Source organism: Streptomyces sp. ST2-7A (genome assembly GCF_021390475.1).
Taxonomy (GTDB): Bacteria; Actinomycetota; Actinomycetes; order Streptomycetales; family Streptomycetaceae; genus Streptomyces.
Window position 1 is genome coordinate 1 of sequence record NZ_JAJUWS010000004.1, and the last position, 19,562, is coordinate 19,562.

At 74.4% G+C, this 19,562-nt stretch carries 16 protein-coding genes; 8 read left to right on the forward strand and 8 right to left on the reverse strand.

All coding sequences use genetic code 11. From position 1 onward, the window contains the following. Positions 1-1,055, forward strand: a 1,055-nt coding sequence (locus LZF96_RS03510; protein ID WP_233865510.1) for a condensation domain-containing protein, incomplete at its 5' end; no start/stop codon positions are given. 63 nt (positions 1,056-1,118) lie between these two features. Here LZF96_RS03510 and LZF96_RS03515 read toward each other — a convergent pair. Next, positions 1,119-2,036: an NAD(P)/FAD-dependent oxidoreductase gene (locus LZF96_RS03515; protein WP_233865512.1), complete on the reverse strand. Its 918-nt coding sequence runs from the start codon at positions 2,034-2,036 to the stop codon at positions 1,119-1,121. 112 nt (positions 2,037-2,148) lie between these two features. On the opposite strand from LZF96_RS03515, the gene LZF96_RS03520 reads away from it, so the two are divergent. Further along, entirely contained in the window at positions 2,149-3,237 is a 1,089-nt protein-coding gene (locus LZF96_RS03520) for a saccharopine dehydrogenase NADP-binding domain-containing protein (RefSeq protein ID WP_233865520.1), read from the forward strand. 95 nt (positions 3,238-3,332) lie between these two features. Here the strand turns inward: LZF96_RS03520 and LZF96_RS03525 are convergent, their stop codons facing one another. Continuing rightward, entirely contained in the window at positions 3,333-4,616 is a 1,284-nt protein-coding gene (locus tag LZF96_RS03525) for an extracellular solute-binding protein (RefSeq protein WP_374203080.1), read from the reverse strand. Positions 4,617-4,812: 196 nt separating this feature from the next. Between LZF96_RS03525 and LZF96_RS03530 the strand changes: the two genes are divergently transcribed. The 5 genes from LZF96_RS03530 (at position 4,813) to LZF96_RS03550 (ending at position 10,250) form a co-directional block, all read left to right on the forward strand. Next, positions 4,813-6,411: an ABC transporter substrate-binding protein gene (locus LZF96_RS03530; RefSeq protein WP_233865758.1), complete on the forward strand. Its 1,599-nt coding sequence runs from the start codon at positions 4,813-4,815 to the stop codon at positions 6,409-6,411. A gap of 137 nt (positions 6,412-6,548) precedes the next feature. Further along, positions 6,549-7,517 carry an ABC transporter permease gene (locus LZF96_RS03535; RefSeq protein WP_233865759.1) on the forward strand — a complete coding sequence of 323 codons (969 nt, stop codon included), beginning with the start codon at positions 6,549-6,551 and terminating at the stop codon, positions 7,515-7,517. A gap of 30 nt (positions 7,518-7,547) precedes the next feature. After that, complete coding sequence (locus LZF96_RS03540; RefSeq protein WP_233865521.1) at positions 7,548-8,486, forward strand: ABC transporter permease; 939 nt, start codon at positions 7,548-7,550, stop codon at positions 8,484-8,486. Between the two features lie 50 nt (positions 8,487-8,536). Beyond that, positions 8,537-9,580 (forward strand): ABC transporter ATP-binding protein, encoded by a 1,044-nt coding sequence (locus LZF96_RS03545; protein ID WP_374203090.1) that lies wholly within the window; start codon positions 8,537-8,539, stop codon positions 9,578-9,580. Continuing rightward, entirely contained in the window at positions 9,573-10,250 is a 678-nt protein-coding gene (locus LZF96_RS03550) for an ABC transporter ATP-binding protein (RefSeq protein ID WP_233865533.1), read from the forward strand. The genes LZF96_RS03545 and LZF96_RS03550 overlap by 8 nt, the downstream gene beginning before the upstream one ends. A gap of 85 nt (positions 10,251-10,335) precedes the next feature. Here LZF96_RS03550 and LZF96_RS03555 read toward each other — a convergent pair whose 3' ends face one another. The 4 genes from LZF96_RS03555 to xylB all read right to left on the reverse strand — a co-directional run bounded on the left by LZF96_RS03555 (position 10,336) and on the right by xylB (position 15,006). After that, the gene (locus tag LZF96_RS03555) at positions 10,336-11,103 is read right to left on the reverse strand and encodes a DUF4239 domain-containing protein (protein ID WP_233865535.1); all 768 of its coding nucleotides are present in this window, start codon (positions 11,101-11,103) and stop codon (positions 10,336-10,338) included. 115 nt (positions 11,104-11,218) lie between these two features. After that, complete coding sequence (locus LZF96_RS03560) at positions 11,219-11,368, reverse strand: hypothetical protein (protein ID WP_233865538.1); 150 nt, start codon at positions 11,366-11,368, stop codon at positions 11,219-11,221. Positions 11,369-12,238: 870 nt separating this feature from the next. After that, the gene (locus tag LZF96_RS03565) at positions 12,239-13,441 is read right to left on the reverse strand and encodes an ROK family transcriptional regulator (protein ID WP_233865539.1); all 1,203 of its coding nucleotides are present in this window, start codon (positions 13,439-13,441) and stop codon (positions 12,239-12,241) included. A gap of 101 nt (positions 13,442-13,542) precedes the next feature. Continuing rightward, on the reverse strand, positions 13,543-15,006 hold the full coding sequence (gene xylB / locus LZF96_RS03570) for a xylulokinase (protein ID WP_233865540.1): 1,464 nt from the start codon (positions 15,004-15,006) through the stop codon (positions 13,543-13,545). A gap of 204 nt (positions 15,007-15,210) precedes the next feature. Here xylB and xylA point away from each other — a divergent pair, with 204 nt between their 5' ends. After that, positions 15,211-16,383 (forward strand): xylose isomerase, encoded by a 1,173-nt coding sequence (xylA, locus tag LZF96_RS03575; protein ID WP_233865543.1) that lies wholly within the window; start codon positions 15,211-15,213, stop codon positions 16,381-16,383. A 213-nt stretch (positions 16,384-16,596) separates the two neighbouring features. On the opposite strand, the gene LZF96_RS03580 is transcribed toward xylA, so the two are convergent. After that, positions 16,597-16,914: a hypothetical protein gene (locus LZF96_RS03580; RefSeq protein WP_233865544.1), complete on the reverse strand. Its 318-nt coding sequence runs from the start codon at positions 16,912-16,914 to the stop codon at positions 16,597-16,599. 204 nt (positions 16,915-17,118) lie between these two features. Then, positions 17,119-19,485: a glycoside hydrolase N-terminal domain-containing protein gene (locus LZF96_RS03585; RefSeq protein ID WP_233865545.1), complete on the reverse strand. Its 2,367-nt coding sequence runs from the start codon at positions 19,483-19,485 to the stop codon at positions 17,119-17,121. Positions 19,486-19,562 lie beyond the last annotated feature (77 nt).

Consider the following 19,562-nt stretch of genomic DNA (forward strand, 5'->3'; position numbering starts at 1 on the left):
CCCTTCCCCTGGTGGCCGATCCCGCCGAGGTCGCCCCGATCCTGATGGGCACCCGACAGACCACCCTAGACCCGGGGCGTTGGGCCGCCCTGCGAGAGCACTGCGCGGCCCACGGCGTCACCCCTTCCGTCGCGATGTTCGCCGCGTTCGGGGTCGCGATCTCCCGGGCCTGCGGCCACCGGCGATTCCTGTTGAACACCCTGCAGCTGAACCGGCTGCCGCTGCACCCCGACGTGCCGCGCCTGGTGGGGGCCTTCTCCTCCACGACACTCGTGCCGGTGGACCTGCCCGCCGCCCCGCTCTTCGCCGATCTGGCGCGGACCGCGCAGCGGGACATGGGCGAGGCGATGGCCCACAATCTGGTGACCGGGGTCGAGGTCTCCCGTGAGCTGGGGCGGCGGCGCGGCACCCGACGGCCGGTGGCGCCCGTGGTGTTCCAGTCCACGCTCGGGGTGGACGCGGCCCTCGGCAGCGAGCTCCCCGGGGAGGCCGGGCCCCTGGGCGACATCGATCTCGCGAGCCACCACCAGCAGCTGCGCACCCCCCAGGTCGCCCTGGAACTGCGACTGTTCGAGCTGCGGGGAGAGCTGGTCGTGGTCTTCTCCCTGGTGGAGGAACTGTTCGACGCCAAGGACGTGGACGCGCTCTTCGCGGACGTGACCGAGCTCATCGGGTCCCTGGCGACCGGGGACGGCTGGACCGCGGAGGTTCCCCTGCCGGAGGCGACGGAGGCGCCGCACGAGGGGGGGCCGGACGCGCCCTCCCGACTGTCGGTCCCGACCCCGGCCGCGGCGGGGGAGGGGACGGAGGAGCCGGGCGTCCCCCGGGGTGCCCTGGAGAAGGAGGTGGCCGCCCGCTGGAGCGAACTGCTGGACCGGCCGGTGACGGATCGGGCCGCCGACTTCTTCGCGCTGGGCGGTGACTCGCTGCTGGCCGTGCGCATGCTCGCGGCGCTGGCACGGGACGGCGTGGGCCGGGTGACACCCCGGCGTTTCCTGGAGCGGCCCACTCCGGCCGCGCTGGCCGGCGCGCTGACGGAGTCGGCCGCCGGCTGAGGCCCGCGGAGGGGCGGCGGGGCGGGGTCTCCGCCTCGCCGCCCGACCCGGTTTCCCGGCGGGTCAGCCGCCGAGACCGGCGTCCTCCCGGAAGAGTTCCTGGTCCAGCCACACGGCGGCGCGCGCCCCGTCCGCCGCACCGGTCACCACGAAGGTCAGCGCGTCCGGCAGCGCCGCGAGGCGGGCGGTGTCCCCGGCGGCGAACAGGCCCGGCACGGAGGTGCGCTGGAACTCGTCCACCCGCACCAGGCCGTCGGGCAGCAACTCGGCGCCCAACTGCTCGGCCAGGGGGGAGCGCTGTCGGGTGGGCGCGCGGTGGTAGACGGCCTGCCGTTCCAGTACTCCACCGTCCCCGAAGACGATGCGCACCCCGTCCCCGTCGCCCTCGAGCCGGGCCACGGGGCGCTCGTCCACCGGTATCCCCGCCTTCTCCAGTGGCCCGGCGGCCTGTTCGGGCACCGGCCTGCCGTCGGTGCACACCACCACGTCCTCGCCGAAGCGGTCGGCGACGTACAGGGCCTGCATGACCTGGGGCGGTTCGTGGCCGAGCACGGCCAGCGTCATGCCCCGGGTCTCCCAGCCGTGACAGAAGGGGCAGTGGTAGACGCCGCGTCCGAAGAGGTCGGACAGCCCCGGCACGGTGTCCACCACGTCCCGCTGACCGGTGGCCAGCACCAGCTTCCGCGTCCGGACCTCCTCACCGGCGGCCAGGCCGAGGACGAAGCCGCGCTCCTCGCGGGCCGCCGTGGCGACGACGACGTCCCGCACCTCCACGTCGTAGGGCCGCAGCTGCTCGCGTCCGATGCGGCGCAGCTCACCGGGCGGGGTGCCGTCCCGGGTGAGGAACATGTGGGTCTCGGTCGCGGGTGCGTTGCGGGGTTCCCCACCGTCCACCAGCAGCACCCGTCGCCGCTGCCGACCGGAGACCAGAGCGGCGTTCAGGCCGGCCGGTCCCCCTCCCACCACGATCACGTCGTACATCCGTCGTCACCCTTCCGGGGTTCGTCCAAGCGCGCCTCCGCACGCCATGTGAGAATGCATATCATTTTCATATGGCGTGCGTCCCGGGCGCCCGGAGAAAGGGGACCCGCGTATGCGGCGGGAGTCGGCGATCGGTGTGCTCGGTGGATACGGGGCGGTGGGAGCCGCCGTGGTGCGGCGTCTCCTGGCGGCCGGCGCGGGACCGATCCTGGTGGCCGGTCGCGACCCGGCCCGGGCGCGGGAGCCGGCCCGTCGGACGGGGGCGAACGACGCGGAGGTCGAGGTGCTGCGCACCGACCTGGATGATCCCGACTCACTCGGCGCGTTCGCCGACCGGTGCCGCCTGGTGGTCAATTGCGCGGGTCCGTCCTACCGGGTCCTGGACACCGTGGCCCGCGCCGCGCTGCGGGCCGGGGCCGACTACGTGGACGCGGCGGGGGACGACCCCGCCGCGGCGCGACTGCGCGATGTCGGGGAGGAACACGCCGGACGGGAGGACGGCCGGATCCTGGTGCTGTCGGCCGGTGCTCTGCCCGGCCTCTCCGGGCTGATCCCGCGCGTGCTCGTCGCCCGGGCGGAGCGGCCGGTACGCCTGGACGCCCACCTGGGCGGGGTCGCCCCGCTGACCCCGGCCGCCGCCGGGGACGTCCTGTTGAGCCACGGCCCGGAGCACGGGGTGCCGTCCGCCGCCTGGCGCGGGGGCGAGGTGTGCGAGCGCGTGCTGCCACCCCTGCGGGGCATCGGGTTGGAGGCGTTCCCCCGGCCGGTCGGCGCCTTTCCCTTCCTGTCCACGGAGGCGGTCCGCCTCGCCCGGGCCACCGGGCTGGAGGAGGTGAACTGGTACACCGTCTTCGGTGGCGAACGCCTGGCGGAGGAGTTGGCTCTGACCCGGGCGCTGGAGGGCACCGACACCGCCCCGCTCATCGCCGCGGCCGCGGAGGATGTCGCGCGCCTGGGGTCCTGGTACGGCCAGGAGTTCCGGCTGTGGGAGGGCCCCGCCGAGGGGTCGCCCTCGCGGTCCGCGGTGCTGCGGGCGGAGGATTCCTACGAGTTGAGCGCCTTCCTCGCGGCCGAGGCCGCCCTGCGGGTGCTCGAGGGCTCGGTGCGGCCCGGGGTCTCCTTCGCCGCGGATGTCCTGGACCCGGAGGCGACGGTCCGGGCCCTCGCGGCGGACGGGTGCGCCGAACTCACCCTCACCTGAGGGAAGGGGGTACCACCCGATGTCCCGTATGACGGACTCCGGTCCCGGGAACGTTCCCGGGACCGGAGTCCGTCATACGGGGAACCGACCGGGTGTCAGCCGGTTCCGTCGGTCCGGACGCCGCTGAGCATCTCGGTGATCCGCTCGGAGGCCTCCCGGCCGGCGACGACGGGGTCGGCGCCGCCGAGTACCGCGCTCTGGTAGGTCTTGATCGGATTGTCCGCCTCGACCATGCCCCAGCGCGGGGACTGCGGGGTGGCCCGACCGTTGCGCGCGCCCTCGGTCATGGCGGCGGTGCCCGGGTCCTCGCTCACCGCCCCGGCCAGGGTGGTGCGGTTGGGCACCAGGCTCATGCTCCGCGCCAGTTCGGTCTGCCAGCGGTCCCCGGCCAGGGACTTGACGAAGTCGTAGGCCAGTCGGCCGTGATCCGACGCCTCGCTGATGATGAGGTTCGACCCACCGGTGAAGACAGCTCCCGGGGAGTCGGCCCCGGGCCCGGGGACGGGGAAGAAGCCGATCTTCCCCTCCAGGGCCGGATTGGCCTCCAGGATGGTGCGGGCGGAGCCGGGGGTGGAGATGATCTGCGCCACCCGTCCGGAGGCGAACACCTCCTCGTGCGGCGGGTTGGCCTCGTCGGTGTCGCGCGGGCCCTCGCCCAGGTCCTGCAGTTCGGCGTAGAACTCCATGGCGCGGGCGGCCTCCGGGGTGTCCAGGGTGCCCTGCCACTGCCCGCCGCTCTCCACGGCGAGTTCACCGCCCTCGTCCCATACGAAGCCGGCCAGCACGTACCAGTTCTGGCCCGGCAGGTAGATGCCCTGTTGCCCGCTCGGCTCGTCCAGGAGGCGGGTCGCCTCCAGCCACTCCTCGCGGTCGGCGGGTGGTTCGGTGATCCCGGCCTCATCGAAGAGGTCGGTGCGGTGTATCACCACGCGGTTGGCGGCGTAGAAGGGGATGCCGTACTGGTGGCCGTACACCCGGCCGGGTTCGGCGAGGCCGGGCACCCAGTCGTCGCCGTCGAGGTCGACCACCTGGTTGGTGAGGTCCCGTACCCCGCCGATGTCCACGTACTGGGCGACCTGGGTGTTGCCGACCTCGATGATGTCGGGGCCCTCGCCGCTCAGCAGGGCTTCGGTCACCTTCTCCCCGATGCCACCCCACTCCTGGATGGTGACCTCGACCTCCACTCCCTCGTGTTCCGATTCGAACTCGCTCACCACGCGGTCGATGAACTCCTCGCCCGCGCTGTGGTTCATCATCCAGACCTCGAGGGTGCGGACATCCCCGTTCCCCCCGGGGAGGGCGCCGCAACCGGCGAGCAGGGCACCGGTGGTGAGCAGGCATGCGGTTCTGCCGAGGGTGTGACGTGCGGTGTTCTTCAAGATCGCTCCCGATGGCGGAGGAAGGGGAAGTCGATCAGGTCCATACCAATTGGTATGGACCTGTACGGGCTGTCACGAGGGTAACCGGTGGTGACCTGCGCCTTCCGGCGCGGGGGCGATTCCCGGCGCTCCGGTAAGGGCTTGTGTACCTGCGTGCGACTTGCAATAGTGGTCGATCATGAACAGGGACGATCGGATGAAGATCCGAATGACGCGTGGAGCGATCACCGCGCTGCTGGTCGGGGCGCTCACCGTCACCGCCTGCTCCGCCCCCTCGGGGAACGGCGCCACCGGGGACGACGGTGGGGTGGGAGGGTCCCTCGTGGTCGGCATCGCGACCGAACCCGAGACCCTCAGCCCGCTCCTGGGGTACGGCAGGGACGGCAACTCCAAGCTCTTCGACGGCCTGTTGAGCCGGGACGAGAACCTCGAACTGGTACCCGCCCTCGCCGTGGACCTCCCCGTGGTGAGCGAGGACGGCCTCACCTGGACCTACACCCTGCGTGAGGACGTCACCTTCTCCGACGGCTCGCCCTTCACCGCCACCGATGTCGTCTTCACGTACGAGACGATCCTCGACCCCGACACCAACAACGCCGCCCGGGACGAACTCGCCGTCCTGGAGGGCGTGGAGGCCGCCGACGACCACACGGTCGTCTTCACCCTCTCCCATCCCTACGCGCCCTTCGCCGAGCGCACCGTGCTGCCCATCGCCTCCGAGGAGGCGTTCGGCGACCAGGACGTCAACACCGGCCCCTACAACACCGAACCGATCGGCACCGGCCCCTACACCCTCTCCTCCTGGAGCCGGGGCGAACAGATCGTGCTCGAGGCCAACCCCGACCACTGGGGCGGCGCGCCCGCCGTCGAGCGCCTGACCATGGCGATCGTCCCCGACGACGACGCGCGGGCCACCCGGCTGCGGGCGGGTGAACTGGACGCGGCGGTCCTCCCACCGCGCCTGGCGGCCGGCTTCGCCGACGACCCCGGTCGCGTGGTGATCAACGCGGAGAGCGCGGACTTCCGCGCCGTGACCCTGCCCACCGACCACCCCGTCACCGGTGACATCGCGATCCGCCGCGCGCTGGACGTCGCGGTGGACCGGGAGGCGATCGTCGAGGCCGTGCTGGACGGCGCCGGCGCGGTCGCCCACGGCCCGGTGCCCACCGCGAGCCCCTGGTTCGCCGAGGGCACCGAACGGCCCCACGACCCGGAGGAGGCCGCCCGCATCCTCGACGGGGCCGGCTGGGAGGTCGGCGACGACGGCATCCGCGAACGCGACGGCCTGCGCGCCGCCTTCACCCTCCACTATCCCTCCGGCGACCGCCTGCGCCAGGAGCACGCCCTGGCCTACGTCTCCGACGCCCGGGGGATCGGCATCGACATCACGGCCGAGTCCGCGAGCTGGGAGGTCATCGCCCCGGCGATGGACGACCACGCGGTCCTCAACGGCGGCGGCAACCCCACCGACCCGGACTTCGACCTGTACGGGCTGCTCCACTCCGAACTGGCCGGTGACGGCTGGAACAACATGGCCCGCTACGCCAACCCCGCCGTCGACGAGCAGCTGGAGATCGGTCGCCGCACCGCCGACGCGCAGGAGCGCCGCGAGGCATACGACGCCGTGCAGCGCGAACTGCGGGAGAACCCCGGCTACACCTTCCTCACCCACATCGACCACGTCTACGTGATGAACGACGAGTGGGAGAACGTCACCACCCAACTGGAGCCGCACGACCACGGTCTGGGCGCCGGCCCCTGGTGGAACATCGAGGACTGGCAGCCCCGCTCGTGAGACCCCCCGCACCCCCCGCGCCACCCGACCGGGCCGTGCCCGCCCCGCCCTCCCCGCCGCGCGCCGGCGGGGGCGCGGCGGCCGGTGGGGCGGGGCGCCCCGGTCCCCGTGCCGGCCGTCGCCTCCCCCTGGCCGCCATGGGCCGCCTGGTGCTGCGCCGACTGCTGGCCGCGGTCCCGGTGCTGGCCGCCGTCACCCTCGGGATCTTCGCCGTCGCCGCCGCCTCCCCCTTCGACCCCGTCAACGCCTACGCCGGTGGGGACGCGATGGGTGCCTCCCAGCAGACCCTCGACCAGTTGCGGGCCAACCTCGCCGTCGGCGGCACCTTCGTCGAGCAGTGGTGGGCCTGGTTGCGCAGTGTCGCGGTCGGGGAACTCGGTCATTCGCAGACGCTGCGCCAACCCGTCTCGCAGGCCATCGCCGAGCGCATGGTCTGGTCGCTCGTGCTCTGCGGTACGGCTTTCGTCCTCGCGCTGCTCCTCGGCGTCTCCCTCGGCGTGCTCGCCGCCCGGCGCGTCGGCGGGCTCGTGGACCGTTGCGTCACCCCCCTGGCCTACGCCCTGGAGGCATCCCCGCCGTTCTGGACGGGTCTGCTGTTCATGTGGCTGTTCGCCGTGCAGTGGGGAATGCTCCCGGCCGGTGGGCTCACCACTCCCGGCGAGGAGACCGTCACCGCCTCCGGACTGCTGCGCCACCTGACGCTGCCCGCGCTGGTGCTGGCCCTCTCCCAGCTGCCCTGGTTCTTCCTCTACACCCGCCAGGGGGTGGCCGACGCCCTGCACGAGGACCCCGTACGGGCCGCGCGCGCCCGCGGCCTGGGGGAGCGCACCGTGCTGCTGGGCCACGCGCTGCGCTCCGGGCTGCTGCCGGTGCTCACCCTCATCGGGACCCGGGTACCGGAACTGATCACCGGTGCCCTGCTCATCGAGACGGTCTTCTCCTGGCCCGGCATCGCCTCGGCCACGGTGCGGGCCGCCACCGCGCTGGACTTCCCCCTGCTGGCCGCCCTCACCGTCCTCGGCGCGCTCGCCGTCCTGGCCGGCAACCTGCTGGCCGACCTGCTCTACGGCCTGGCCGACCCCCGGGTCGACCACGACCGCATGTGATCACCGGCCACGAACGGATGTGACCCCATCATGGCCTCCTCCACCGTCCCCGGCGGTGTCCCACCCGCCGGAACCGACCCCGCGCCGCCCGGCGCGGATCCGGTCGCCGGTTCCGCCCGCCCCGCCCGCGGCCCGGCCGGTCGCGGTACCCGCACCGCGCGGCTGGTGCTGTCCGTCGGCATCACCGCGACGGCGGTCCTCGCGGTCCTGCTCGTCCCGCTGCTCGTCCCCCTCGACCAGCAGGCCGTGGACCTGGGCGCCAAACACCTCCCACCCTCCTTCACCCACCCCTTCGGCACCGACGCGCTGGGGCGCGACCTGTTGCTGCGCTGCGTCTACGGCCTGCGGGTGTCGCTGCTGGTGGGCCTCGTGGCGGCGGCCGTCGCGGCTGTCCTGGGGCTGCTCATCGGCGGCCTGGCGGGGGCCTTCGGCGGCGCCGTCGATCGTGTGGTGATGCGCCTGGTGGAGGTCTTCACCTCCGTGCCGCACCTGCTGATGGGCGTGTTCATCGTGGCGATGTTCCGCCCGGGGGTGTGGCCGGTGGTCCTCTCGGTGGGCCTGACGCACTGGGTCTCCACCGCCCGTATCGTGCGGGCCGAGATCCTCTCCCTGCGCTCGCGTCCCTACGTGGACGCCGCCGTCTCCGGTGGGGCCTCCCGACTTCGGGTGGTCACCCGGCACCTGGTGCCGGGAGTGCTCCCGCAGGCCGGGTTGGCGGCGGTGCTGATGGTGCCGCACGCCGTCTGGCACGAGTCCGCGCTCTCCTTCCTGGGGCTGGGCATCCCGGCCCACCGGGCGAGCCTGGGATCGATGATCAACGACGGCCGGGGGTCGCTGCTCACGGGCGAGTGGTGGCCCACCCTCTTCCCCGGCCTGTTCATCATCGTCACCACCCTCGCCATCGCCGGTCTGGCCGGGTTGTGGCGCGAACGCCTCAACCCCCGCCGTCGCTCGGAGCTGATGCTGTGACCGCCTCTTCCGCCTCTTCCGCGTCCTCCGCACCCGGCGGCGCCGTCCCGATCGCACCGGGGACCGCCACCGGGACCGCCGCCGAGCCGACCCCGGGCACCCCGGCACCCCCCTCCGACGCCCCTCCGGGGGCGGCCCCGCTGCTGACGGTCCGCGACCTGTCGGTGCGGTTCCTGATGCGCGGCGGGCGCCGGGTGGCCGCCGTCGACGAGGTCTCCCTCGACCTGCGGGCCGGCGAGTGCCTGGCGCTGATCGGGGAGAGCGGCTGCGGGAAGTCCGTACTGGCCTCGGCGCTGTTGGGACTGCTGCCGGGCAACGCAGTGGTGGACGGCACCGCCCACCTGGACGGCATCGATCTGATCACCGCCGACGAACGCGTCCTCGCCCGACGGGTGCGCGGTCGGCGCCTCGGTCTCATCCCGCAGAGCCCCGCCGCCCACCTGACGCCCGTGCGCACCGTCCGCTCCCAACTGGAGGAGACGGTCCGGGAGATCACCGGGCTGCGGGGTGCGGCGGCACGTCGGTTCGCCGAGGACGTCGCCGCCCGCGCCGCCTTTCCCGCGGACCATCTGGACCGCCACCCCCACGAACTCTCCGGGGGGCTCGCCCAACGAGCCGCCACCGCACTGGCCCTGGTCGGCGACGCCCCGGTGCTGCTGGCCGACGAACCCACCACCGGGCTGGACCGCGACCTGGTGGACCGCACGGTGGACGAACTGCGCCGGCACGCCGACGAGGGCCGGGGACTACTGGTGATCACCCACGACCTGGCCGCGGCGGAGCGGATCGCCGACCGGGTCGCGGTGATGTACGCGGGACGGGTCGTGGAGACCGGCCCGGCCGCCGACTTCTTCGGCGACCCGGGACCGGCCCACCCCTACGCGCGCGGTCTGCTGGACGCGCTGCCCGAACGGGGCTTCACCCCCATCCCGGGGATGCCCCCCGAACTGGACGCCCTGCCCGGGGGGTGCGCTTTCGCGCCCCGCTGTTTCCGTGCCGACGACCGGTGCGGGGAACGCCCCGCCCTCGTCGGCGGCCTGGCCTGTCACCACCCCGTTTCCCGGGCCCGTCTTCGGGAGGAACCCCGTGCTTGAACTCCGCGGGATCACCGCCGGCTATGTCCGGGGAACCCCGGTCGTGCGGGGCGCCTCGCTACGCGTCGAGGACGGCGAATCGGTCGGTCTCCAGGGCCCCAGCGGGTGCGGGAAGTCCACCCTGGCCAGGGTGGCGGCGCTGCTCCACCGCCCGGAGGAGGGGGAGGTGTGGCTGGCCGGAGAGCGGGCCACGGCCTTCCGCCACCGGGCGCCGCGTGAACGCCGGACCCTGGTCGGCTTCGTCTTCCAGCAGCCCAGAATGGCCTCCGACCCCCGTCTGACACTGCGCGACGCGATCGCCGAGCCGCTGCGGGCCGCCCGTCGCTCCCGGGCCGAGGTCACCGAGCGCACCGGGGAACTCGCCGAGCTGGTCGGACTGGGCGGGGAACTGCTCACCCGTCGCCCGCACGAGGTCAGCGACGGCCAGTTGCAGCGCGCCTGTCTGGCCCGGGCGCTGGCGCCCCGTCCCCGCCTGCTGGTCTGCGACGAGATGACCGCCATGCTCGACGCCTCCACCACCGCCTCCCTGGTGGGGGTGGTGGAGCGCTACCGCGCGGAGAGCGGGGCGGCCCTGCTCGCGGTCGGCCACGACCGGGTCCTGCTGCGGTACTGGTGCGACCGGGTGGAGGAGTTCCCCGACGTGGCGGAGCCGGTGACCCCGGCCCGATGACGCCTCCCGGGCCCCGCCCCCGGGGGCGGTCGGCGGGTAACGGGTCGAGCCGGCGCGCCACCGTCCCGGGTCCACCGGCCCGCGGTCAGTCGTCTCCCAGAACGTGTGGGAAGAGCAGTTCGAATGCCTCGGTGGAGTCGGTGAGGCCGCGCGCGAACGGCGAGTCGAAGTGCCAGATGAGGTACAGCAGGAAACCGATCAGGGCACTGAAGAGGGCCGACAGCAGCAACTCCCGTGCCGAACGCCGGATCCGCAGCGTGAAGATCAGTCCCACCACCACCAGCCCCCCGACCAGCAGGCCGACCCACACCACGCCGGGCATGGTCGACTCGGCGCTCTGCGCCCGCGCCGTGCGGGCCTCGGAGACCGCGGCGAGGCGATCCATCATCGCGGCCCGCTCCTGCGAGACGACCGGGCTTTCGGGGGTGTACCCCAGGACCCCCTCCCGCAGGCGCTCCAACAGGATCTCGCCCCGCTCGGTCAACTCCTCCTCCTCGACCATGCGCGGCCACTCCACCTCCACGGTGTGCCGCACGTAGGCGTCGACATCCCCGCGCACCCGATCCCGGACGTCGTCGGGGAGGACCGCGGCGCGCACCCCGACCTCGTGCAGGGCCTGGGCCTCCTGCCGCACCCAGTCCTCGGCGGCACTGCGCTCCTCCCAGACGCCGGCGATCGCCAGACCGAGGACGATCGCGTACACCACCCCGATCATCATGATCATGTAGTCGATCACGGCCGGGGCCTCGAAGGGCTCCTCGTCCCCCTCGCGCCGACCGTGCCACCAGCCGACCAACAGGACCAGGCCGCAGGTGGCGGCGACGGCGAGGGACAACACCAACCAGGGGGACAACGAATCTCCTCGGGGCGGGGCACGCCGAAGCACGGCGCTGTCGAACGGGACGGGAACCCGGGGACCGGGGACAAGCGGGGAAAGGGACGTGGGGCGGGGGCCGGGAGAGGAACCGTCAGCCGACTTCGCGGGAACGGGAACCGCCCGAGCCACCGGGCCGCAGCGCGGCGGCGGCCAGCACGGCGGGGGCGACCACCAGCAGCGCCCGTCCCACCAGGGGGGTGTTCGAGGCCGGTGGTTGGCGCTCCACCGGCGGCATCCTCACCGGCTCCATGAGCTCCGGTTCCGCCGCCGACCCGACCGGTTCCCCGTCCTCCTCCCGTGCCGGCGGGGTCGGGGGAGCGGGGGAGGGAGACGGCTCCGTCGGCGGCGGGGTCGCGACGACGCGAACGGGTTCCCCGGCGGGGGCGGGCGCCGGGACGGGGGCGGCCCGGGGCGGGGGCACGGGCGTCGGGGCCGGTGGTTCCGGCTCCGGGGTGGGGGCGACCGGCTCCGGGGTGGGGGCGACCGGCTCCGGGCTCGGTTCGGGAACCGGTTCGGTCACGGACGGGGGCGGAGGCCCCGGTGGTGGTGTGGGCGGTGGTGGTGGCTGTGGTGCCGGAGGCGGAGGGGGCGGCGGGCAGGGGCCACCCACCTCCACCCGGCCGGCGGGCCCGCCCGCCGTCACCGAGGGCGGGCACCCCGGACGGCGCTCCACCCGGGCGCCGACGTCCCCGTCCCGGGCCACCACGCCCCCGGGGCCCACCTCGACGGTGGCACCGCCGGGCGAGGTCACCCGCACCCCGTCGGGCCGGAACTCCACCCGGGCCGGACCGTTCCCGGCGGGAGGCGCGTGGAACGGTGAGTCCGCGCCGGGGGTGCGCGCCGGGGTCGCCGGACCGTCCGCGGTGTCGCCGGGACCGGGCGGTACGGGCGGAAGACCGGCGGCCACGGGCGCGCCCGTGGCCCACAGCGCGAGGGCCGCGGCGGACACGGCGGCGGCGCGCGTCGCCCGGCGCCCGCGGGATTCTCGTCTCACGCCACGATGGTGCGCGCCGGTCGGCCCCGGCAGGAGGGGAAAGCGGCTGATTCGCCCGATCAGGGGAAAAGCGATCGAACGGCGATCGAGTGATCACGGGTCCCCCGGATCACCCGATCAGACGGCCCGGGCCCGTCCCGGGTCGTCGAGGACGCCGCGCATCGCGGTGCGCGCGGCGCCCAGCAACGGCCCGTCGGGCCCCAGGCGGGACAGGCGCAGCGGGAGCGCGGGCCGATCGTGGCCCGCGACGGCGGTGCGCAGTGCCACCTCGTGTTCGACCGCAGGCAGCAGGCGGTCACCGAGCCGGGCCAGCGGGCCGCCGATGACCACCTCGGCCGGGTCCAACAGGTTCACCGCGGCCGAGAGCGCCACCCCCAGCGCCCGCCCGGCCCGCTCGACGGCGGCCAGGGCCCGCCCCTCGCCCCGCTCGCAGCGCGCCCGCACCTCCTCCAGCAGGGGGGCGCGGGGTCCCTCCCCGGGCTCCGTGCCGGCCGCCCGCAGCACCGCCTCCTCACCCGCCAGGGTCTCGGCGCAACCGGTGCTCCCGCAGCGGCACGGGGGACCGTCCGGCGCGACCGGGACGTGCCCCAGTTCCCCGGCGAAACCGCGAGCGCCGCGCAGGAGTTCGCCGTCGACCAGGAGGGCCGCGCCGATACCGATGCCGGCCGACACGTACAACAGGTCCCGGCCCGTTCCGGCCGGCGCGGCGGCCCGTTCGGCGACGGCTCCGAGGTTCGCCTCGTTCTCCACCCGCAGCGGACCGTGGCCGGTCGGCAGTAGGGGAGCGGGGTCCACGCCCTCCCAGCCGAGGTTGGGGGCCCGCACCACGGTGGTGGAGTTCCGCGCCACGACCCCGGGGACGGCGACCGTCACCCCGGCCGGTCGCAGTCCCAACCCCCCGCACCGCCCCACCAGATCCTCCAGGAGTTCCGCCAGCGCGGCCAGGACGCGGGCGGGACGGGTGTCCCCGATGGTCATCGGCGAGTCCAGCCGCAGCCGCACCGCGCCGCGCAGGTCCATGGCGCAGACCGCCAACTGGTCCACGCCGATCTCCGCGCCGATGCCGCAGGGCCCGTGGTCGGCGGGTTCCAGCGCGGTTCCCGGCCGGCCGACCGAACCCGATCGGCCGCGTGAGGTCTCGACAACCAGTTCGGCACGCAGCAGTTCGTCCACGAGGCTGGAGATCGCCGCCCGGGTCAACCCGGTGCGGCCGGCCACCTCCGCCCGGGAGAGCGGGCCGTCGTCGGCCAGGAGGTGGAGCACCCGCGAGAGATTGCGCAGGCGCAGCTCGGCCTGGGTCTGCGGCACGGGCTGGGCCACGCCCCACCTCCTGTTTCCGGTTTTCCTTCGGTCGGCGCGGTCGCGCGGCCGTTCATCCGCCGGCCCGCCGGGGGTGTCCCCGGCGGGCCGGCGGGGTTCGATCAGGAACGCCGCAGCAGGCCGTCGGCGCCCTCCAATACGGCCGCGATGCGCGTGGTGGCGGCCTCGTCCCGCTCGACCGCGGGCCAGGCCGGCCCCTCGGCGGTGCCCCAGTCCCGGGCCACCTCGGCGGCGTCCCGGCCCTCCAGCAGCCCGGCGGCCTGGGCCGCCGCTCCCAGTGCCACCAACTCCTCCGCCCGGGGCACCTGGACCGGCCGTCCGGACAACCGGCGGACCGTCTCGCGCCAGGCGGTGCCCCGGGCGCCGCCACCCAGCAGCAGGATCGGTTCGGAGGCGTCCCCCCGCGTCCGGTCCTCCCCGTCCAGGACCAGATCCAGGGCGCGGAGCAGTGCGTAGACCGCGCCGTCGTAGGCGGCCTGGAGGACCTGGCCGCCGGTGGTGTCGTGGCGCAGGCCGTACAGCAGACCGGAGGCCAGTGGCAGGTCCGGGGTGCGCTCGCCGTCCAGGAAGGGCAGCAGCACCGGTCCGGAGGTCGTGCCGGGGGCGGCCGGTTCGACGGCCTCGCGGTCCAGGCCCAAGAGGGCGGCGACCCGGTCGACGGCGAGGGTGCAGTTGAGGGTGCAGGCCAGCGGCAGCCAGTCGCGGCCGGCGTCGGCGAAGCCGGCCACGGTGCCGGTGGGGTCCACGGGACGGCGGGAGGTGACGGCGTAGACGGTGCCGGAGGTTCCCAGGCTGAGGGCCGGCCGACCCGGTTCCAGTCCCAGCCCCAGCGCGCCGGCCATGTTGTCGCCGGTACCGGCGGCCACCGGGATCCCGGCGGGCACCGGCAGGCCGGAGCGGGTGGCGCCCGCGGCCTCTCCGGCGGGGACCACCCGGGGCAGGAGGGCGGGGTCCAGGTCGGAAAGGGCGGCGAGTTCGGTGTCCCAGTCACCGGTGGCGGAGGACCACCAGCCGGTCCCGGAGGCGTCGCCCCGGTCGGTGGTGCCCTCGGCGATGCCGTGGCCGGCGAGCCGGCCGGTGAGGTAGTCGTGGGGCAGTCGGACCGCGCGGGTGGCGGCGGCGTGCTCGGGCTCGTGCTCGCGCAGCCAGGCCCACTTGGTGACGGTGAAGGAGGCGGCGGGGACGCTGCCGGTGCGCTCCGCCCACGCGGCCGGGCCGCCCAGTTCCTTCACCAGCCGGTCGCGCTGCGGGGCCGAGCGGGTGTCGTTCCACAGCAGGGCGTTGCGCACGGGGCGGCCGTCGGTGTCCAGGGTGACCAGGCCGTGCTGCTGGCCTGCGACGGCGATCGCCGCGGCCCGTTCCACCACCGGGCCACAGGCCCGCAACGCATCCACCAGGGCGTCCCACCACTGTTCGGGATCGCTGTCCCGTTCGGGGGTCACGACGTGCGCGGCCCGCCCGCGGGCCAGTACCCGCCCGGTCGCGGAATCCACCGCGAGCACCTTCGTGGACTGGGTCGAGCTGTCCACGCCGATGACGACGGGACCCTCCGGTGCGGTGGTCATGAACTCGTCCTCTCCGACGGGGTGCGGAAGCCGGCGCCACGGCGGCTCCGAGCGCTTCGGGTCTTCCGTCACGGCGTTTCGCATACTAATTTGTAAACAGCGATGACGAAATAGCCGGAGCGTTGTTCCGGCGTTCCCGTCCGCGTGTCCCGACCCGGCGGGCCGGGACACGTCCCGCGCCGCCAGCACCAGCGAGGAGCCGCCATGTCGTACCAGCCCACCCCCGCGGACAAGTTCACCTTCGGTCTGTGGACCGTCGGCTGGACGGGTCGCGACCCCTTCGGAGACGCCACCCGGGCCGATCTCGACCCGGTCGAGAGCGTGGAGCGCCTGGCCGAACTCGGCGCCTGGGGCGTCACCTTCCACGACGACGACCTCATCCCCTTCGGGGCTCCCACCGCCGAGCGCGAGGCCCGGATCAAGCGCTTCCGCCAGGCTCTGGACTCCACCGGCATGGTGGTCCCGATGGCGACCACCAACCTCTTCACCCACCCCGTCTTCAAGGACGGCGCCTTCACCGCCAACGACCGCGACGTGCGGCGTTACGCGCTGCGCAAGATGATGCGCAACATCGACCTCGCCGCCGAGCTGGGCGCGAGCACCTACGTGGCCTGGGGCGGCCGGGAGGGCGCCGAGTCCGGTGCGGCCAAGGACGTGCGGGCCGCCCTGGACCGGCTCAAGGAGGCCTTCGACCTGCTCGCCGATCACGTCACCGAGCAGGGCTACGACATGCGCTTCGCGCTGGAGCCCAAGCCCAACGAGCCGCGCGGCGACATCCTGCTGCCCACCGTCGGTCACGCCCTGGCCTTCATCGAGCGGCTCGAGCGCCCCGAACTGTTCGGTGTCAACCCCGAGGTGGGCCACGAGCAGATGGCCGGGCTCAACTTCCCGCACGGCATCGCGCAGGCGCTGTGGGCCGGCAAGCTCTTCCACATCGACCTCAACGGTCAGAACGGCATCAAGTACGACCAGGACCTGCGATTCGGCGCCGGTGACCTGCGCTCCGCGTTCTGGCTGGTGGACCTGCTGGAGACGGCCGGCTACGAGGGCCCCCGCCACTTCGACTTCAAGCCGCCGCGCACCGAGGACATGGACGGCGTCTGGGCCTCGGCCGCCGGCGGCATGCGCAACTACCTGATCCTCAAGGAGCGGGCCGCCGCCTTCCGCGCCGACCCGCGCGTCGTCGAGGCCCTGGCCGTCTCGCGCCTGGACGAACTGGCCCGCCCCACCCTGAACGAGGGGGAGACCGCCGCCGAGCTGCTCGCCGACCGCTCCGCGTTCGAGGAGTTCGACCCGGAGGCCGCCGCCCGTCGCGGGATGGCCTTCGAGCAGCTCGACCAGCTGGCGATGGACCACCTGCTGGGCGCCGCCGGCTGAACCCGCGACACGGGTGCGCGAACCGGGGCCCGGACGGCGATCGTTCCGCCGTCCGGGCCCCGGTGGGGTCCTCGGGGCGGACCGATCCGGTCCGACCACGGGGCGCCGCCGGGGCCTCCCCGGCCCGCGCCGCCGATCCGCTTCATCCGCCCGCGCCGCCGCGCCGTCCGGGGGACCGGGGTGGCCGGCGGTCGCGGGGGACGCCGGCGCGCGTCACTTCCCGGCGTCCCCGCGTCGACGCCGGAACCAACCGGCGATGCCGCGGCGGGGCTTGCGCGGTTCGCGCTCCTTCTTCGCCTTCTTCGCCTTCTTCCCGCGACCCGGGGCGGTGCTGTGGATCCATCCGGCCGGCGGCTCGTCGGAACGCCATGGCTGGGGGTCGGGGGCGTTCTCCCGCCAGCGCTCGGAGAGCATCCGGGTGCGGGCCGTCGGCTCGTTCACCCGGGCCTCCTTGACGAAACTCTCGTCCAGGACCAACTCGTCCCACTCGTCCCGGCGGCCCCGCTCCTCGCCGTGTGGCTCCGTCCCCATGACCTGCCTCCCGTCAGCTCCGGTGTGCGGCACCGTCACCGGTTGAACGCCCGGGGCGACCCCCGGTTCCGGGGTCGTCGGGCGCGGGCACCGCCGATCGCGGGCCGTTCCCACCCGTCGTGTCGTGCGTATTCCCGCCACCGTAACGGACACACGTCACGGAAGGGTCGCCCCGGCGTCGGGCGTCCGGGGACGAGGCGGGAATCATTCGGCCGGTCGCAGATCCACCACGTCGCCGATCCCGGTCGCCACCACGGTCACCACCGTGCCGTCCTCCTCCGGGGCGCCGACCCGGGCGGCCCCGACGCGGTCGGCGGCGCTCCCGGCGTCCCCGGGGGCCGGCCGCAGGGCACCGGCCCAGCGGACCCGCAGCGTGCCGCCGAGCCGGGAGACGATCCGGGCCCGCACGAGGCGCCCGGCCTCCCACTCCACCGACACCTCGAAGCCACCGCGCGCCAGCAGCCCGCGCACCCGACCCGAGGGCAGGGCGGGCGGCAGAGCCGGCAACAGGTGCACCTCGCCCTCGTGCGACCGGACCAGCCACTCGGTGATGCCCGCCACCGCTCCGAAGTTGCCGTCGATCTGGAACGGCGGGTGCAGGTCGAACAGGTTGGGCGCGGTGCGTTCCGGGGTGAGCTGGTCGCCCAACAACTTCCAGGAACGGGCCCCCTCGCCCAGCCGGGCCCAGAAGTTGATCTTCCAGGCGAGCGACCAGCCGGTGCCGGCGTCCCCCCGGCCCTCCAGGGTGCGTCGGGCGGCGGCCAGCAACTCCGGGGTCCGGCGGGTGATCCGCGCCCCCGGGTGGAGGCCGTACAGGTGGGAGACGTGGCGGTGGTCCTGCTCCGGGGCGAGGGCATCCCAGTCCTCCCGCCACTCCCGCAACCGACCGTCGGAGCCCACCCGCATCGGGGCCAGTCGCCCGCGGGCCGCGATCGCCTCCGCCCGCAGTCCCGGCTCCTCGTCCAGCAGCTCCCCGCACTCCACCACCGCGTCGAAGAGATCGGCGAGGATCTGGTTGTCCATGGTGGGGCCCGCGCACAGTGAGCCGCCGGGGCCCGGGTGGTGGGCGTTCTCCGGCGAGATCGAGGGACAGGTCACCAACTCCCCGGTCGTCGGATCGGTGACCAGGGAGTCGAGGAAGAAGCGGGCCGCGCCGGCGAGTACCGGGAAGCGCCGGCGCAGGGCCCCGGTGTCCCCGGTGAAGCGGTGGTGCTCCCGGATGGACAGTGCCAACCAGGCGCCCCCGGTGGGCCACATGCCCCAGAACGCGCCGTCCACGGGGGCGGTGCCGCGCCACGCGTCGACGTTGTGGTGCGCCACCCAGCCACGCGCCCCGTAGGTCTCCCGGGCGGTACGGGCGCCGGTCACCGACAGGTCGGCCAGCAGGTCGAACAACGGCTCCCAGCACTCGATGAGGTTGGCCGGTCCGGCCGGCCAGTAGTTCATCTCGGTGTTGATGTTGATGGTGTACTTGCAGCCCCACGGGGGGTCGGTCAGGTCGTTCCACAGCCCTTGCAGGTTGGCCGGCTGGCAGCCGGGTCGGGAGCAGGCGATCAGCAGGTAGCGGCCGTAGTCGAAATACAGGGCGGCCAGCTGCGGATCCCCGCCCTCGGCGAACCGTGCCACCCGTTCGTCGGTCGGCAGCAGACCGGCGGGGGAGACCGGCAGCTCGAACGCCACCCGTCCGAAGAGGGCGCGGTGATCGGCGAGGTGACGCTCCCGCAGGTCCTCGTGGGACCGTTGGGCCGCGGCCCGCAGATCCTCCTCCGCGGCGGCCGTCGGATCGCCGTCCGCGTCCCGCCAGGAGCGGTACCCCGTCCGAACGGTGACCAGGAGGGTCGCCGCGTCCGCGCCGACGATCCGCAGCACCCCGCCGGCGGACTCCGTCGACCCGCCCTCGGTCAGGGCCCGCGCCAGCACCCGGAACCGCACCCGGCCGGGAACGCCCTCGGCGTCCCCGCCCCGGCCGTCCAGGGCGATGGTGTCCGGGGCGGGGGAGCAGACCCCGGTGGTGAGCGGACCGTCGGCGCGGGCGGTCAGGGAGATCGCGCCGGGGCGGTCGGCGGTCAGCCGCATCACGATCACCCCGTCGGGGGCGGAGGCGAAGGTCTCCCGGCGGTACCGCACGCCGTCGCGCGCGTACTCCACGGTGTGCAGCGCGCTGCGGGGATCGAGGAAGCGACGGTACCCCTCCACCGGACCGCCGCCGGGCAGGGCCAGCCGCAGGCTGCCGGCGGTCTGGTAGGGCGGCTGCCGAACCGGTACCCCCATCAGATCCTCGTCCACGACGCGCTGCGCCGCGTCCCATTCCCCGGACAGGATCAGGCGGCGGACCTCCGGCAGCGCGGCGGCGGCCCGCGGATTGTCGAAGACGTGCGGACCACCGGCCCACAGGGTGTCCTCGTTGAGTTGGAGTTCCTCCTCCTCGACGCCGCCGTGGACCATCGCCCCGAGCCGGCCGTTGCCGATGGGCAGGGCGCGCAACCACTCGTCGGCGGGGGCGGGATACCACAACAGGTGCGGGGCGTCCTCGGGGGCCGCTGCGGACGGGGCGGGGGGCACGGGCGGCATCGGGTCCTGGCAATCTCTCGACGGGACGGCGGACGAACCGCTCACCGGGACCCGGGATCGTCGAATGTGTTCGACAT

What these genes read in the sequence shown, in the direction of transcription:
- LZF96_RS03515 (WP_233865512.1), bottom strand. Translation starts at nt 2,036, where the DNA reads ATGTACGACGTGATCGTGGTGGGAGGGGGACCGGCCGGCCTGAACGCC.
- LZF96_RS03520 (WP_233865520.1), top strand. Translation starts at nt 2,149, where the DNA reads ATGCGGCGGGAGTCGGCGATCGGTGTGCTCGGTGGATACGGGGCGGTG.
- LZF96_RS03530 (WP_233865758.1), top strand. Translation starts at nt 4,813, where the DNA reads ATGAAGATCCGAATGACGCGTGGAGCGATCACCGCGCTGCTGGTCGGG.
- LZF96_RS03535 (WP_233865759.1), top strand. Translation starts at nt 6,549, where the DNA reads ATGGGCCGCCTGGTGCTGCGCCGACTGCTGGCCGCGGTCCCGGTGCTG.
- LZF96_RS03540 (WP_233865521.1), top strand. Translation starts at nt 7,548, where the DNA reads ATGGCCTCCTCCACCGTCCCCGGCGGTGTCCCACCCGCCGGAACCGAC.
- xylB (WP_233865540.1), bottom strand. Translation starts at nt 15,006, where the DNA reads ATGACCACCGCACCGGAGGGTCCCGTCGTCATCGGCGTGGACAGCTCG.
- xylA (WP_233865543.1), top strand. Translation starts at nt 15,211, where the DNA reads ATGTCGTACCAGCCCACCCCCGCGGACAAGTTCACCTTCGGTCTGTGG.
- LZF96_RS03580 (WP_233865544.1), bottom strand. Translation starts at nt 16,914, where the DNA reads ATGGGGACGGAGCCACACGGCGAGGAGCGGGGCCGCCGGGACGAGTGG.
- LZF96_RS03585 (WP_233865545.1), bottom strand. Translation starts at nt 19,485, where the DNA reads ATGCCGCCCGTGCCCCCCGCCCCGTCCGCAGCGGCCCCCGAGGACGCC.